The organism is Salmonella sp. 741265050_HSA (assembly GCF_046569445.1).
GTDB classification, from domain to species: domain Bacteria; phylum Pseudomonadota; class Gammaproteobacteria; order Enterobacterales; family Enterobacteriaceae; genus Salmonella; species Salmonella enterica.
Map to the genome: position 1 here is coordinate 1,071,108 of NZ_JBKFSV010000001.1, position 15,155 is coordinate 1,086,262.

19 protein-coding genes are annotated in these 15,155 nt (G+C 57.3%); 16 read left to right on the forward strand and 3 right to left on the reverse strand.

Translation table 11 applies throughout. The annotated features are described in order from the left end of the window. Positions 1-9 precede the first annotated feature (9 nt). From pduG to pduX, 16 genes are all read left to right on the forward strand, one after another. Entirely contained in the window at positions 10-1,842 is a 1,833-nt protein-coding gene (gene pduG, locus ACLD4F_RS05515; protein ID WP_411010708.1) for a propanediol dehydratase reactivase alpha subunit PduG, read from the forward strand. Further along, positions 1,832-2,182 (forward strand): propanediol dehydratase reactivase beta subunit PduH, encoded by a 351-nt coding sequence (gene pduH / locus ACLD4F_RS05520; RefSeq protein ID WP_000377967.1) that lies wholly within the window; start codon positions 1,832-1,834, stop codon positions 2,180-2,182. Before pduG ends, pduH begins: the two co-directional genes overlap by 11 nt. Positions 2,183-2,201: 19 nt before the next feature. After that, positions 2,202-2,477 (forward strand): propanediol utilization microcompartment protein PduJ, encoded by a 276-nt coding sequence (gene pduJ, locus ACLD4F_RS05525; protein ID WP_001057755.1) that lies wholly within the window; start codon positions 2,202-2,204, stop codon positions 2,475-2,477. Positions 2,478-2,480: 3 nt separating this feature from the next. Further along, on the forward strand, positions 2,481-2,963 hold the full coding sequence (pduK, locus tag ACLD4F_RS05530; RefSeq protein WP_411010709.1) for a propanediol utilization microcompartment protein PduK: 483 nt from the start codon (positions 2,481-2,483) through the stop codon (positions 2,961-2,963). Then, a complete protein-coding gene (locus ACLD4F_RS05535; protein WP_097363187.1) occupies positions 2,963-3,595 on the forward strand; it encodes a phosphate propanoyltransferase in 633 nt (210 codons plus the stop codon). The genes pduK and ACLD4F_RS05535 overlap by 1 nt, the downstream gene beginning before the upstream one ends. Continuing rightward, entirely contained in the window at positions 3,592-4,083 is a 492-nt protein-coding gene (gene pduM, locus ACLD4F_RS05540; protein ID WP_001012966.1) for a propanediol utilization microcompartment protein PduM, read from the forward strand. Before ACLD4F_RS05535 ends, pduM begins: the two co-directional genes overlap by 4 nt. Positions 4,084-4,086: 3 nt before the next feature. Continuing rightward, positions 4,087-4,362, forward strand: coding sequence for a propanediol utilization microcompartment protein PduN (gene pduN / locus ACLD4F_RS05545; protein WP_000549825.1), 276 nt, complete (start codon positions 4,087-4,089; stop codon positions 4,360-4,362). Positions 4,363-4,371: 9 nt separating this feature from the next. Beyond that, positions 4,372-5,382 carry a two-domain cob(I)yrinic acid a,c-diamide adenosyltransferase PduO gene (gene pduO, locus ACLD4F_RS05550; protein WP_001029486.1) on the forward strand — a complete coding sequence of 337 codons (1,011 nt, stop codon included), beginning with the start codon at positions 4,372-4,374 and terminating at the stop codon, positions 5,380-5,382. Further along, positions 5,379-6,773, forward strand: a complete 1,395-nt coding sequence (pduP, locus tag ACLD4F_RS05555; RefSeq protein WP_001634441.1) for a CoA-acylating propionaldehyde dehydrogenase PduP — start codon at positions 5,379-5,381, stop codon at positions 6,771-6,773. Before pduO ends, pduP begins: the two co-directional genes overlap by 4 nt. An 11-nt stretch (positions 6,774-6,784) precedes the next feature. Continuing rightward, positions 6,785-7,897 carry a 1-propanol dehydrogenase PduQ gene (gene pduQ / locus ACLD4F_RS05560; RefSeq protein ID WP_079944192.1) on the forward strand — a complete coding sequence of 371 codons (1,113 nt, stop codon included), beginning with the start codon at positions 6,785-6,787 and terminating at the stop codon, positions 7,895-7,897. After that, complete coding sequence (gene pduS / locus ACLD4F_RS05565) at positions 7,894-9,249, forward strand: cobalamin reductase PduS (RefSeq protein ID WP_079944193.1); 1,356 nt, start codon at positions 7,894-7,896, stop codon at positions 9,247-9,249. The genes pduQ and pduS overlap by 4 nt, the downstream gene beginning before the upstream one ends. A 2-nt stretch (positions 9,250-9,251) precedes the next feature. Beyond that, the gene (gene pduT / locus ACLD4F_RS05570) at positions 9,252-9,806 is read left to right on the forward strand and encodes a propanediol utilization microcompartment protein PduT (protein ID WP_000075778.1); all 555 of its coding nucleotides are present in this window, start codon (positions 9,252-9,254) and stop codon (positions 9,804-9,806) included. Beyond that, positions 9,806-10,156, forward strand: coding sequence for a propanediol utilization microcompartment protein PduU (gene pduU, locus ACLD4F_RS05575; protein WP_000441100.1), 351 nt, complete (start codon positions 9,806-9,808; stop codon positions 10,154-10,156). Before pduT ends, pduU begins: the two co-directional genes overlap by 1 nt. A gap of 4 nt (positions 10,157-10,160) precedes the next feature. Further along, complete coding sequence (gene pduV, locus ACLD4F_RS05580; RefSeq protein ID WP_411010710.1) at positions 10,161-10,613, forward strand: propanediol utilization protein PduV; 453 nt, start codon at positions 10,161-10,163, stop codon at positions 10,611-10,613. Next, positions 10,598-11,812, forward strand: a complete 1,215-nt coding sequence (pduW, locus tag ACLD4F_RS05585; RefSeq protein WP_000120647.1) for a propanediol utilization propionate kinase PduW — start codon at positions 10,598-10,600, stop codon at positions 11,810-11,812. The genes pduV and pduW overlap by 16 nt, the downstream gene beginning before the upstream one ends. Positions 11,813-11,905: 93 nt before the next feature. Beyond that, positions 11,906-12,772 carry an L-threonine kinase PduX gene (gene pduX / locus ACLD4F_RS05590; RefSeq protein ID WP_001533066.1) on the forward strand — a complete coding sequence of 289 codons (867 nt, stop codon included), beginning with the start codon at positions 11,906-11,908 and terminating at the stop codon, positions 12,770-12,772. 33 nt (positions 12,773-12,805) lie between these two features. On the opposite strand, the gene ACLD4F_RS05595 is transcribed toward pduX, so the two are convergent. From ACLD4F_RS05595 to sbmC, 3 genes are all read right to left on the reverse strand, one after another. Further along, a complete protein-coding gene (locus ACLD4F_RS05595) occupies positions 12,806-13,141 on the reverse strand; it encodes a DUF496 family protein (RefSeq protein WP_000450405.1) in 336 nt (111 codons plus the stop codon). A 244-nt stretch (positions 13,142-13,385) separates the two neighbouring features. Beyond that, positions 13,386-14,444, reverse strand: coding sequence for an FUSC family protein (locus tag ACLD4F_RS05600; protein WP_001200858.1), 1,059 nt, complete (start codon positions 14,442-14,444; stop codon positions 13,386-13,388). A gap of 118 nt (positions 14,445-14,562) precedes the next feature. After that, a complete protein-coding gene (gene sbmC, locus ACLD4F_RS05605; protein ID WP_000384326.1) occupies positions 14,563-15,030 on the reverse strand; it encodes a DNA gyrase inhibitor SbmC in 468 nt (155 codons plus the stop codon). Positions 15,031-15,155: the final 125 nt, after the last annotated feature.

Here is a 15,155-nt window from a genome sequence, read left to right on the forward strand (position 1 = left end):
GGGTATGTGATGCGATATATAGCTGGCATTGATATCGGCAACTCATCGACGGAAGTCGCCCTGGCGACTCTGAATGAGGCTGGCGCGCTGACAATCACCCACAGCGCGCTGGCGGAAACCACCGGGATCAAAGGCACGTTGCGTAACGTGTTCGGCATTCAGGAAGCGCTCGCCCTCGTCGCAAAGCGCGCGGGGATCAATGTCAGCGATATTTCGCTCATCCGCATTAACGAAGCCACGCCGGTGATTGGCGATGTGGCGATGGAAACCATTACCGAAACCATCATCACCGAATCGACAATGATCGGCCATAACCCAAAAACGCCGGGCGGAGTAGGCCTTGGTGTGGGTATCACGATTACGCCGGAGGAGCTGTTAACCCGCCCGGCGGACTCGTCCTATATTCTGGTGGTATCGTCAGCCTTTGATTTTGCCGATATCGCCAATGTTATCAACGCCTCAATGCGCGCCGGATACCAGATTACCGGCGTCATTTTGCAGCGCGACGATGGCGTACTGGTCAGCAACCGGCTGGAAAAATCGCTGCCGATCGTTGACGAAGTTCTGTACATCGACCGCATTCCGCTGGGAATGCTGGCGGCGATTGAAGTCGCCGTGTCGGGAAAGGTTATCGAAACCCTCTCTAACCCTTACGGCATCGCCACCGTATTTAATCTCAACGCCGATGAGACGAAAAACATCGTTCCGATGGCGCGCGCGCTGATTGGCAACCGTTCCGCCGTGGTGGTTAAAACGCCATCCGGCGACGTCAAAGCGCGCGCAATACCCGCCGGTAACCTGGAGCTGCAGGCTCAGGGTCGTACCGTGCGCGTGGATGTTGCCGCCGGTGCCGAAGCTATCATGAAAGCGGTCGACGGCTGCGGCAAACTCGACAACGTCACCGGCGAGGCCGGGACCAATATCGGCGGCATGCTGGAACACGTGCGCCAGACCATGGCCGAGCTAACCAATAAGCCCAGCAGCGAGATTTTCATTCAGGATCTTCTGGCCGTTGACACCTCGGTTCCGGTGAGCGTCACCGGCGGTCTGGCCGGGGAGTTCTCGCTGGAGCAGGCCGTCGGCATCGCCTCGATGGTGAAATCAGACCGTCTGCAAATGGCGATGATTGCCCGCGAAATCGAACAGAAGCTCAATATCGACGTGCAGATCGGCGGCGCTGAGGCCGAAGCCGCCATTCTCGGCGCGCTGACCACGCCGGGTACCACCCGACCGTTGGCGATCCTTGACCTCGGCGCGGGCTCCACCGATGCCTCCATCATTAACCCTAAAGGCGAAATCATCGCCACCCATCTCGCCGGGGCTGGCGACATGGTCACGATGATTATTGCCCGCGAACTGGGGCTGGAAGACCGCTATCTGGCGGAAGAGATCAAAAAATACCCGCTGGCTAAGGTCGAAAGCCTGTTCCACTTACGCCACGAGGACGGCAGCGTCCAGTTCTTCCCGACGCCGCTGCCTCCCGCCGTGTTCGCCCGCGTCTGCGTGGTGAAACCGGACGAACTGGTGCCGCTTCCCGGCGACTTAGCGCTGGAAAAAGTGCGCGCCATTCGCCGCAGTGCTAAAGAACGCGTCTTTGTCACCAACGCCCTGCGCGCGCTGCGCCAGGTCAGTCCAACCGGCAACATTCGCGATATTCCGTTCGTGGTGCTGGTCGGCGGCTCGTCGCTGGATTTCGAAGTTCCGCAACTGGTCACCGATGCGCTGGCGCACTACCGCCTGGTCGCCGGGCGAGGAAATATTCGCGGTAGCGAAGGCCCAAGAAACGCGGTAGCCACCGGCCTGATTCTCTCCTGGCACAAGGAATTTGCATATGGACAGTAATCACAGCGCCCCGGCCATCGTCATTACCGTTATCAACGACTGCGCCAGCCTCTGGCACGAAGTGCTGCTGGGTATCGAAGAGGAAGGCATCCCTTTCCTGCTTCAGCATCACCCGGCTGGAGATGTCGTTGACAGCGCCTGGCAGGCGGCGCGCAGCTCGCCGCTGCTGGTCGGCATTGCCTGCGATCGACACTCGCTGGTCGTGCATTACAAGAATTTACCCGCATCGGCGCCGCTTTTTACGCTGATGCATCATCAGGACAGTCAGGCCCATCGTAATACCGGTAATAACGCGGCACGGCTGGTCAAAGGGATCCCTTTCCGGGATCTGAATAGCTAAGCAACAGGAGAACTGCAGTATGAATAACGCACTGGGACTGGTTGAAACAAAAGGGTTAGTAGGCGCCATTGAAGCCGCCGATGCAATGGTTAAATCCGCCAACGTACAGCTGGTGGGCTACGAAAAAATTGGTTCTGGCCTGGTTACCGTCATGGTTCGCGGCGACGTCGGCGCGGTTAAAGCAGCCGTAGATGCCGGCAGCGCGGCGGCAAGCGTCGTGGGTGAAGTGAAATCCTGCCACGTTATCCCGCGTCCGCACAGCGATGTTGAGGCCATTTTACCGAAATCAGCCTAATCGATGGCGAATAAGGAGCACCGCGTGAAGCAATCACTGGGATTACTTGAAGTTTGTGGTCTGGCACTGGCTATCAGCTGCGCCGATATCATGGCGAAATCCGCTTCTATCACGCTGCTCGCCCTCGAAAAGACCAATGGTTCAGGCTGGACGGTGATTAAAATTACCGGTGATGTGGCCTCCGTTCAGGCGGCTATCACCACCGGTGCGCATTTCGCCGAACAGCGGAATGGCCTGGTGGCCCACAAGGTTATCGCCAGGCCCGGAGAAGGGATCCTGCTCGCAGAGACGCCCCCACCCTCCGTCATTGAACCTGAGCCTGAAGAGTCAGAGATAGCTGATGTCGTTTCTGAAGCGCCAGCAGAAGAGGCCCCGCAGGAATCAGAACTGGTCAGTTGCAACCTGTGTCTGGATCCAAAATGTCCTCGCCAGAAGGGCGAACCTCGCACGCTTTGCATTCATCCCGGTAAGCGAGGTGAAGCGTAATGGATAAAGAGCTTCTGCAATCAACGGTCAGTAAAGTTCTTGATGAGATGCGCCTGCGGCCTATCCCGCTGGGCGTCTCAAACCGTCATATCCACCTGTCCGCACAGGATTATGAGCGGCTGTTTCCCGGCCATCCCATCAGCGAGAAAAAAGCGCTGCTGCAGCCGGGACAATACGCCGCGGAGCAAACCGTCACTCTGGTGGGACCGAAAGGGCAGCTCAAAAATGTGCGCCTGCTCGGCCCGCTGCGCTCGGTAAGCCAGGTGGAAATTTCGCGTACCGATGCGAGAACGCTGGGGATTGCCGCGCCGCTGAGAATGTCCGGCAACCTGAAGGGGACGCCGGGCATCCGCCTGGTCAGCCCCTTTGGCGAACTGGAGCTACCTTCCGGGGTTATCGTCGCGCAGCGGCATATCCATATGTCGCCGCTTGATGCGCTGATCCTGCGGGTTTCCCACGGCGATATGGTTTCAGTGGCGATTGAAGGCGACGATCGCGGGCTGATTTTCAACAACGTGGCGATTCGCGTTTCACCGGACATGCGCCTCGAAATGCACATTGATACCGATGAAGCCAACGCCGCTGGTGCCGATAACCCGCAGGCCTTTGCCCGGCTGGTAGGCCCGCGATGAACGGCGAAACTCTGCAGCGCATTGTCGAGGAGATTGTCTCCCGGCTGCAGCGCCGTGCCCAGAGCACGGCGACGCTGAGCGTTACGCAACTTCGCGATGCCGACTGTCCAGCGCTGTTCTGTCAGCACGCGTCGCTGCGCATCCTGCTCGTCGACCTGCCGCTGCTCGGTCAGCTTGCGGATGCGGAAACCGACGATGCCGCAGCCCGGAAAATTCACGACGCGCTGGCGTTTGGCATCCGCGTACAGCTCAGCCTGCACAGCCAGCTGCTGCCGGTTATCCCGGTAAAAAAACTGGCTCGTCTGCCGCTGGTATTCACCGACGAGCACGGACTGCCGCTGGTTCTGCATGCGGGTTCGGTGCTGAGCTATCGCGATGTCGCGCTGCTAAGCCGGGGGCGTGTGGTTGTCCACCGCAAATGCATCGTGACCGCCATGGCGCGTGACGCGGCCAATGCGCGGAATATTCAATTAATTAAGCAGGAGTAAATCATGCATCTGGCACGAGTCACGGGCGCGGTTGTCTCCACGCAAAAATCACCTTCTTTGATTGGGAAAAAGCTGCTGCTGGTGCGTCGGGTCAGCGCCGATGGCGAACTCCCCGCCTCGCCTACCTCCGGCGATGAAGTGGCCGTGGACTCCGTCGGCGCGGGCGTCGGCGAACTGGTTTTGCTCAGCGGCGGCTCCAGCGCCAGGCACGTTTTTTCCGGGCCAAATGAGGCCATCGACCTCGCCGTTGTCGGCATTGTAGATACGCTTTCGCGTTAAGGGGCGGTTATGGCGATTTATACCCGAACAGGTGACGCTGGCACCACATCACTGTTTACCGGCCAGCGGGTGAGCAAAACCCACCCGCGGGTTGAAGCCTACGGCACGCTGGATGAGCTGAACGCCGCGCTGAGCCTGTGCGCCTGCGCCGCTGCGGATGAAAATCACCGCACCTTACTCGAGGCCATCCAGCAGCAACTTTTTTGGTTTAGCGCAGAGCTGGCCAGCGACAGCGAGCAGCCGTCGCCCAAACAGCGCTACATCAGCAGCGAAGAGATTTCGGCCCTGGAAGCCGCTATCGATCGGGCAATGGCCCGCGTCGAACCGCTGCACAGCTTTATTTTACCCGGACGCTGCGAAGCCGCGAGCCGCTTACATTTTGCCCGCACGCTGGCGCGCCGCGCCGAACGCCGTCTGGTTGAACTGGCAACTGAAGTCAACGTACGCCAGGTGCTGATGCGCTACATCAACCGCTTATCGGACTGCCTGTACGCCCTGGCCCGCGCGGAAGATAGCGATGCGCACCAGGCCAACATCATCCGTGAAGTTAGCAAGCGCTATCTGGCTGCCAGCCAGCCGACCCGCAGCAAGGAGACAACGCCCGTGGCCCTCTCATTCCACGATCTGCACCAGCTCACCCGCGCCGCCGTTGAACGCGCGCAGCAACTGCAGGTTCCGGTAGTCGTCAGCATCGTTGACGCGCACGGCACGGAAACTGTGACCTGGCGGATGCCGGACGCCCTGCTGGTCAGCAGCGAACTGGCGCCGAAAAAGGCATGGACCGCTGTTGCTATGAAAACGGCGACCCATGAGCTGAGCGATGTCGTTCAGCCGGGCGCGGCGCTTTATGGCCTGGAAAGTCATTTACAGGGAAAAGTAGTCACCTTTGGCGGCGGTTACGCCCTATGGCGCGACGGCATATTAATTGGGGGTCTTGGCATCAGCGGCGGCAGCGTTGAGCAGGACATGGACATAGCACAGACCGCCATCGCGGCTATTAACGTGGGAACACATCAATGAATACTTCTGAACTCGAAACCCTGATTCGCACCATTCTTAGCGAGCAATTAACCACGCCAGCGCAAACACCGGCCCAGCCTCAGGGCAAAGGGATTTTCCAGTCCGTGAGCGAGGCCATCGACGCCGCGCATCAGGCGTTCTTACGTTATCAGCAGTGTCCGCTGAAAACCCGCAGCGCTATCATCAGCGCGATGCGTCAGGAGCTGACGCCGCTGCTGGCTGCTCTGGCAGAGGAGAGCGCCAATGAAACGGGAATGGGCAACAAAGAAGATAAATTCCTCAAAAACAAGGCTGCGCTGGACAACACGCCGGGCGTAGAAGATCTCACCACCACCGCGCTGACCGGTGACGGCGGCATGGTGCTCTTTGAATACTCGCCGTTTGGCGTCATCGGTTCGGTCGCTCCAAGCACCAACCCGACGGAAACCATCATCAATAACAGCATCAGCATGTTGGCGGCGGGCAATAGTATTTACTTTAGCCCGCATCCGGGCGCGAAAAAGGTCTCTCTCAAGCTCATCAGCCTGATTGAAGAGATTGCCTTCCGCTGCTGCGGCATCCGCAACCTGGTGGTCACCGTGGCTGAGCCCACCTTCGAAGCGACCCAGCAGATGATGGCCCACCCGCGCATCGCAGTACTGGCGATTACCGGTGGTCCGGGCATTGTGGCAATGGGCATGAAGAGCGGTAAGAAGGTGATTGGCGCGGGCGCGGGTAACCCGCCCTGCATCGTCGATGAAACGGCAGACCTGGTGAAAGCGGCGGAAGATATCATTAACGGCGCGTCATTCGATTACAACCTGCCCTGCATTGCCGAGAAGAGCCTGATCGTAGTGGAGAGCGTCGCCGAGCGTCTGGTGCAGCAAATGCAAACCTTCGGCGCGCTGCTGCTAAGCCCTGCCGATACCGACAAACTCCGCGCCGTCTGCCTGCCTGAAGGCCAGGCGAATAAAAAACTGGTCGGCAAGAGCCCATCGGCCATGCTGGAAGCCGCCGGGATCGCTGTCCCGGCAAAAGCGCCGCGTCTGCTGATTGCCGTTGTCAACGCCGACGATCCGTGGGTCACCAGCGAACAGCTGATGCCGATGCTGCCGGTGGTAAAAGTCAGCGATTTCGATAGCGCGCTGGCGCTGGCCCTGAAGGTTGAAGAGGGGCTACATCATACCGCCATTATGCACTCGCAGAACGTGTCGCGCCTGAACCTCGCGGCCCGCACCCTGCAAACCTCGATATTCGTCAAAAACGGCCCCTCTTATGCCGGGATCGGCGTCGGCGGCGAAGGCTTTACCACCTTTACTATTGCCACACCAACCGGTGAAGGGACCACGTCAGCGCGTACTTTTGCTCGCTCCCGGCGCTGCGTACTGACCAACGGCTTTTCTATTCGCTAACCGAGGTCGCGATGAATACCTTCTCACTACAAACGCGGTTGTACAGCGGTCAGGGCAGCCTGGCGGTGCTCAAGCGCTTTACCAATAAGCACATCTGGATAATCTGCGATGGCTTTCTGGCTCGCTCGCCGCTGCTGGATACCCTGCGTAACGCGCTGCCCGCAGATAACCGCATCAGCGTATTTAGCGAGATAACGCCGGACCCCACCATCCACACAGTGGTTCAGGGCATTGCGCAAATGCAGGATCTGCAACCGCAGGTGGTGATCGGTTTTGGCGGCGGCTCGGCAATGGACGCGGCGAAAGCGATTGTCTGGTTTAGCCAGCAAAGCGGGATCAACATCGAAACCTGCGTGGCGATCCCGACCACCAGCGGCACCGGTTCGGAAGTCACCAGCGCCTGCGTAATTAGCGACCCGGATAAAGGCATCAAGTATCCGCTGTTCAACAATGCGCTGTATCCGGATATGGCGATCCTCGACCCGGAGCTGGTGGTCAGCGTACCGCCGCAGATTACCGCCAACACCGGCATGGACGTGCTGACCCACGCCCTGGAAGCGTGGGTTTCACCGCACGCCAGCGACTTTACCGACGCGCTGGCGGAAAAGGCCGCCAAACTGGTGTTCCAGTATCTGCCCACGGCGGTGGAAAAAGGCGACTGCGTGGCGACGCGCGGGAAAATGCACAACGCTTCAACGCTCGCCGGGATGGCCTTCAGCCAGGCGGGGCTGGGGCTTAACCACGCGATAGCCCACCAGCTTGGCGGACAGTTTCATCTGCCGCACGGGCTGGCCAATGCGCTGCTGCTCACGACGGTGATCCGCTTTAACGCGGGTGACCCGCGCGCCGCCAAACGCTATGCGCGGCTGGCCAAAGCCTGCGGTTTTTGCCCGGCAGAAGCCAATGACATTGCGGCAATCAATGCGCTGATTCAGCAAATCGAACTGCTTAAGCAACGCTGCGCCCTTCCCTCACTGGCCGTTGCGCTTAAAGAAGGAAGATCCGACTTTTCCGCACGCATTCCGGCGATGGTGCAGGCCGCGCTGGCGGACATCACGTTGCGCACCAACCCGCGCCCGGCCAACGCCGAGGAAATTCGCGAACTGCTGGAGGAACTGCTATGAGTACCGCCGTCAACGCCGTTGAAATGTCCCTTAGCGCCGATGAAATTCGTGAGCGCGTTCGCGCAGCGGGCGTTGTCGGTGCGGGCGGCGCAGGTTTTCCCGCCCACGTTAAGCTACAGGCGCAGGTAGAGATTTTTCTGGTGAACGCCGCCGAGTGTGAACCGATGCTCAAAGTTGACCAGCAACTGATGTGGCAGCAGGCCGCGCGTCTTGTTCGCGGCGTGCAGTACGCGATGACGGCAACCGGCGCGCGCGAAGGGGTGATAGCCCTGAAAGAAAAATACCGCCGGGCCATCGACGCCCTCACTCCACTGCTGCCAGACGGTATCCGCCTGCATATCCTGCCGGATGTATATCCCGCGGGCGATGAGGTGCTGACTATCTGGATGGCAACCGGTCGTCGGGTCGCCCCGGCTGCGCTGCCTGCCAGCGTCGGCGTGGTCGTCAATAACGTGCAAACGGTACTCAATATTGCCCGGGCGGTCGAGCAGCAGTTTCCGGTCACTCGTCGCACGTTGACCGTGAATGGCGCGGTCGCCAGACCGTTGACCGTTACCGTTCCTATCGGCATGTCACTGCATGAAGTGCTGGCGCTGGCGGGCGGCGCAACGGTCGACGACCCTGGTTTTATTAACGGCGGCCCGATGATGGGTGGCCTGATTACCTCTCTTGATAACCCGGTGACGAAAACTACCGGCGGCCTGCTGGTGCTCCCCAAAAGCCATCCGCTTATCCAACGGAGAATGCAGGACGAGCGCACGGTGCTTTCCATCGCGCGCACCGTCTGCGAGCAGTGCCGACTGTGTACCGATCTCTGCCCGCGACACCTGATCGGCCACGAACTCTCCCCGCATCTGCTGGTGCGGGCAGTGAACTTTCACCAGGCCGCCACGCCGCAGCTGCTGCTGAGCGCCCTTACCTGCTCGGAATGCAACGTTTGCGAAAGCGTGGCCTGCCCGGTGGGGATCTCGCCGATGCGCATCAACCGCATGTTAAAACGCGAGCTGCGGGCGCAAAACCAGCGCTACGAAGGGCCGCTGAATCCGGCCGACGAGATGGCGAAATATCGTCTGGTGCCGGTGAAGCGGCTGATCGCCAAACTGGGACTAAGCCCCTGGTACCAGGAAGCACCGCTGGTGGAAGACGAACCGTCAGTAGAAAAAGTCACTTTGCAGCTGCGCCAGCATATTGGTGCCAGCGCGGTAGCGAACGTTGCGGTGGGAGAACGCGTGACGCGCGGGCAATGCGTTGCCGATATCCCACCTGGCGCGCTCGGCGCACCCATTCACGCCAGCATCGACGGCATTGTATCGGCCATCAGCGAACAGGCCATCACGGTTGTAAGAGGTTAACCATGTCTCAGGCTATAGGAATTTTAGAACTCACCAGCATCGCCAAAGGCATGGAGCTTGGTGATGCCATGCTGAAAAGCGCCAACGTTAATCTGCTGGTCAGTAAGACCATCTGCCCAGGTAAGTTTTTACTGATGCTGGGCGGCGATATCGGCGCTGTCCAGCAGGCTATTGAAACCGGTACGTCGCAGGCCGGCGAGATGCTCGTCGACAGCCTGGTGCTGGCAAATATTCATCCCAGCGTACTTCCGGCCATCAGCGGCCTGAACAGCGTCGATAAGCGCCAGGCGGTAGGTATCGTCGAAACCTGGAGCGTGGCGGCCTGCATTAGCGCCGCAGACCGGGCGGTGAAAGGCTCAAACGTCACCCTGGTGCGGGTGCATATGGCCTTCGGCATCGGCGGTAAATGCTACATGGTGGTGGCGGGCGACGTTTCTGACGTCAATAACGCCGTGACGGTTGCCAGCGAAAGCGCGGGCGAGAAAGGGTTGCTGGTTTACCGCTCGGTGATCCCGCGCCCGCATGAAGCCATGTGGCGACAGATGGTGGAGGGATAATGGAAAGACAACCGACAACGGATCGCATGATTCAGGAATACGTGCCGGGGAAACAGGTCACTCTCGCGCACCTGATTGCTAATCCAGGGAAAGATCTCTTTAAGAAGCTGGGCCTGCCGGATGCAGTGTCCGCCATTGGCATCCTTACCATCACGCCGAGCGAAGCGTCGATTATCGCCTGCGATATCGCCACCAAATCCGGCGCGGTGGAGATTGGTTTTCTTGACCGCTTTACCGGTGCCGTGGTGCTGACCGGCGACGTTTCCGCCGTGGAATATGCCCTTAAGCAGGTGACGCGCACCTTGGGCGAGATGATGCAGTTCACTACCTGTTCGATCACCCGGACGTAACGTCATGAAGCGTTTAATGTTTATCGGCCCCAGCCAGTGCGGCAAAACCTCGCTGACCCAAAGCATGCGCGGCGAAGCGCTCCATTATAAGAAAACTCAGGCCATTGAATGGTCCCCGATGGCTATCGACACGCCGGGCGAGTACCTGGAGAACCGCTGCCTGTACAGCGCCCTGCTAACCAGCGCCTGCGAGGCCGACGTTATCGCCCTGGTGTTAAATGCCGACGCCCAGTGGTCGCCCTTTTCTCCGGGGTTTACCGCCCCGATGAACCGCACGACGATTGGCCTGGTCACCAAGGCCGATCTCGCCGAGCCGCAGCGTATTTCGCTGGTTGCGGAATGGCTTACGCAGGCTGGCGCACAGCAGATTTTTATTACCAGCGCGCTGAATAACTCGGGTCTCGACGCCGTGCTGGATTTTCTGAATTCGAAGGAACCTTTATGTCTTACAAAATAATGGCCATTAACGCCGGCAGCTCATCGTTAAAATTCCAGCTGCTGGAGATGCCGCAGGGCGACATGCTCTGTCAGGGGCTGATTGAGCGTATCGGTATGGCGGATGCGCAGGTGACAATTAAGACGCACAGCCAAAAATGGCAGGAAACCGTCCCCGTTGCCGATCATCGCGATGCGGTAACGCTGCTTCTGGAAAAGCTGCTGGGTTATCAAATCATTAACAGTCTGCGGGACATTGACGGGGTGGGCCATCGTGTGGCGCACGGCGGTGAGTTTTTTAAAGACTCGACGCTGGTCACGGATGAAACGTTAGCGCAAATCGAACGTCTTGCTGAACTGGCCCCGCTTCACAACCCGGTAAACGCGTTGGGTATTCACGTTTTTCGTCAACTGTTGCCTGATGCCCCTTCCGTAGCCGTGTTTGATACGGCATTTCACCAGACGCTGGATGAACCCGCCTATATTTACCCGCTTCCCTGGCATTATTACGCGGAACTGGGAATTCGCCGTTATGGCTTTCATGGCACCAGCCATAAGTATGTCAGCGGCGTTCTGGCGGAAAAGCTGGGCGTACCACTCAGCGCATTACGGGTGATTTGTTGTCATCTTGGAAACGGTAGCAGCATCTGCGCCATCAAGAACGGGCGTTCGGTCAATACGTCGATGGGCTTTACGCCGCAGTCAGGCGTGATGATGGGCACCCGTAGCGGAGATATTGATCCCTCTATTCTGCCGTGGATAGCCCAGCGCGAAAGCAAAACGCCGCAACAGTTGAATCAGTTATTAAATAATGAGTCAGGCTTGCTGGGCGTTTCTGGCGTGTCGTCTGATTACCGCGATGTCGAACAGGCAGCCAATACCGGTAACCGGCAGGCTAAACTCGCTCTCACTCTGTTTGCCGAACGCATTCGCGCCACCATTGGCAGCTATATTATGCAAATGGGAGGACTGGATGCGCTGGTATTCACTGGGGGCATTGGCGAGAACTCAGCGCGCGCCAGATCGGCGGTGTGCCATAATTTGCAATTTTTGGGCTTAGCCGTTGATGAAGAGAAAAATCAGCGTAATGCGACATTTATCCAGACGGAGAACGCCCTGGTGAAAGTCGCCGTCATCAACACCAACGAAGAGTTAATGATCGCACAAGACGTTATGCGCATTGCGCTACCGGCCACGGAAGGGCTTTGTGTACCAGCCTGAGAGGGTTAAACGACGCATTGCGGCAAGTCATGGTAATAATGCTTTTACCATGACACTATGCGCGCACACTATTCGTACCTGAAAGGTGATAACGTGGCTGTTGCGCAATGCCCCGCCTCATGCGGGGAACTTATCCAGGGATGGATTCTGGGCAGTGAGAAACTGGTCTCCTGCCCCGTTGACTGGTACAGCACCGTAGCAGTCACGGCTGCGCCGCCGTTGGTAAACGAACGCCCATTGTCGCGGGCGATGGTGGAGCGCGTTCTGGCGCACTGGCAGTATCCTGCGCACTGGAGTAACGAGATTCGCGTCGATGTGCGTTCGTCAATTCCTGTTGCCAAAGGCATGGCCAGCAGCACCGCAGATATTGCCGCTACGGCGGTGGCAACGGCGCATCATCTTGGCCATTCGCTGGATGAAACCACCCTTGCACAGCTTTGCGTCTCAATCGAACCCACTGATAGCACCGTTTTTCATCAGTTAACGCTGTTTGATCATAATAATGCGGTCACGCAAATCGCCTGCGAGCCACCGCCGCCAATCGATTTGCTGGTACTGGAAAGTCCGGTCACACTGCGCACGCAAGATTACCACCGTCTCCCTCGCCAGCAGAAATTAATAGCAAGTTCAGCAACCTTGCAGCAGGCCTGGAATCTGGTGCAGGAAGCCTGTATAACGCAAAATCCGCTCCGACTGGGTGAGGCGGCTACGCTTAGCGCTATCGCCAGCCAGACGCTGTTACCTAAGCCAGGATTTACCGCCCTGTTGTCGCTGGTCGAAGAGTGTGATTTATACGGATTGAACGTGGCACATAGCGGTAGCGTGGTGGGTCTGATGCTGGACCGGAAACGTCATGATATTGCGCGCCTGAAAGGTAAGCTGGCAGAGAAAAAACTTACCCGACACTGGCCAAAACAACATTTACTCAAGATGGTCACTGGCGGGGTCAAACTGCAGTGAGAGCCTGATATATGCTCCCACTGCCGTAGCGCATTATTCGGCTTTTACATCGGCGTGTTTCATTTCGCCCATCGCTTTCAGCTTTTTGGAAATGTCGCGACGCTCTTTGGAGATTTCGGCATTTTTAATGATGTAGTCATCAACGCGATCTTCATAGTCGCTTTTCATGCTGGCGATGATACCCTGAATCGCCTCAACGCTCATACCTGGCTTGATGTAGTCGCTCAGGTTGTCCAGCAGCAGCACACGCTTCTGGTTGTCACGGATCTTCTTCTCAATGTCCTGAATTTCACGCTGCAGTTTATTTTTGCGACGGAACAGACGAACAAACTCCAGCACGTCCTGGAAAGAAGGCTTGGTTGTTTCCATTTTTACACCCCTGATAATGTGAGATTCGGATTCGTTAAGCAACTGCTAGTGGATAAACATTACGTTTATCCCCGTCATACTTCAAGCCACCAGAGGAAACACCGTTACGTCGCCGTCTGGGGAAACCTGAAGGTTCGGGGATAAAATCGTTGCCAGTAGCACTCATTTTATCCTTATATTAGTATCATACTCTTAATCTTTGCTGAATCGAAGCAGCAACAAATTCATTCGCCCCATCTGCTTTTTATTTGCGCAAAGCCCGGCAGATCAAATGTGAAAGCAGTTCCAACTGTCGGGCCGTTTCCATACTTAGCCAAACATAGCCGTGGATGGGGGTTTCAGCCACCGCGTCGCCCTGCTGCTCGTTCATTAGCTGCCGCAACTCGGCAGCAATATCATTCAGTTTACCGGTGTTTGCCAGTACCGGCTGCGGGTTGCCTTCAAACAACGCGTGGGCGATCGTTAGCAAGGTTTGCTGCGTCATCTGCTGGGTTTCACGCAATGTGTGCGCGTTAAGCATCACAAAATGGCTGGCGCGCGTCGCCCAGTGGGCATTGATTTGTAATTCAAGCATACAAACCAGATTGCGGTTGATGGTCTGAATGGCCTCGAAAATAGATTTTTGTATCCGGGTTTCTTTACTGGCTGGCGTTATCAGCCCGCGCATTTTGACGACATCGTTCAGCAACCGTTGCAAATGTTTATCCAACCGGGGGCGCTCCAGCAAATTCGGCGACAGCGCTGCCTGATACACCCGATTATACGCCGTGACGCAATGCGCCAGTTGGATGCGCCAGTGCAAAAAGGCGCGCTGGGGCCAGATGCCGGTAAACAACATCGCCAGTAGCGACCCCAAAATCACATCCCCGCCACGCCATAATGCCGTATTCATATCACCAGCGGGAGCGCCGACAACAACGGCGAGCGTTATGCCTATCAGTAGCGCCTGATACGGTTTTTTCCCTAAGGCCAGCCAGCCGCACAAAAACATCGCTATCGCACACCACACCAGCATCAGCGGTAAGGAAAAGAGCTCCAGGCGTAGCGCCACCAGCCCTAACGCCGCGCCCAGGATCGTACCGCCTATGCGCTCAAAAGCACGAGGCACTACATTTCCCCAGAATGAGATGGGCCCCATAATCACCACTAACGTGATGAGCGGCCATGTGCCCTCGGGAATAGAAAACAAACGAACCAGCAGAAAGGTAAGAATGAACGCCAGGGCGATACGTATGCCATGCACGATGCGATAATGACGGTACAACCGTATTTCAAAAGGGCTTAATGACTTATCGGCACGCACGCTTGCGCTCCTTACGGGAATGGCAAAAAATGCATTGTACCTGCTTTATAGCAAAAATAGCGCACTGGCGGACGGAACACATTATCCGTCCGCTCTTTTCAGCCAGGAAACCAGTCGATCACTTCCGCTGTACCGGAATATACATTTCAATATCCCAGTATCCATCTTCCATGCCGTTATTCAGATAGGTTTCAAAACAGGGCGCAGAGGCTATCTGATAAGCGCTATCCTGCTCGAGGACATCAAAAAACCGTTCCCACGGCTTCGCAAAGTCACGGTCTTCCACTCGCGCGACAGCAGTGGCATATTCGCCGCCTTCAATGGCGGTAACGATTACGCCTTCGCTATTGTCCGGCAGGATGAAATTCTCTGCCACGGACACCACGGTATCGCAGCGGAGTTTTTCCGCAGGTACGACATCTGGATTGTCGTAATAGACGGCAATCCATTCAACTGGCACGATCCGCTGTCGATCCACCCACGTCATCAGTTGTTCAAAACCCTGCTTCACGGTGTGTTCCCATGGACCGACCATGTGGAAACCGGCTATCTTGCGTTTTTGTTCCTGCCTGATTTCGTAATCCATGCTGCCTCCGTCACTTTACCATACTGTATGAATGTACAGTATAATTACAGCATTTTACGGTCACAAGGACAGCGTGATCATTTTGTGAGCAACCTCGCAATCCCGCCCTTTTGACACCTCAGATG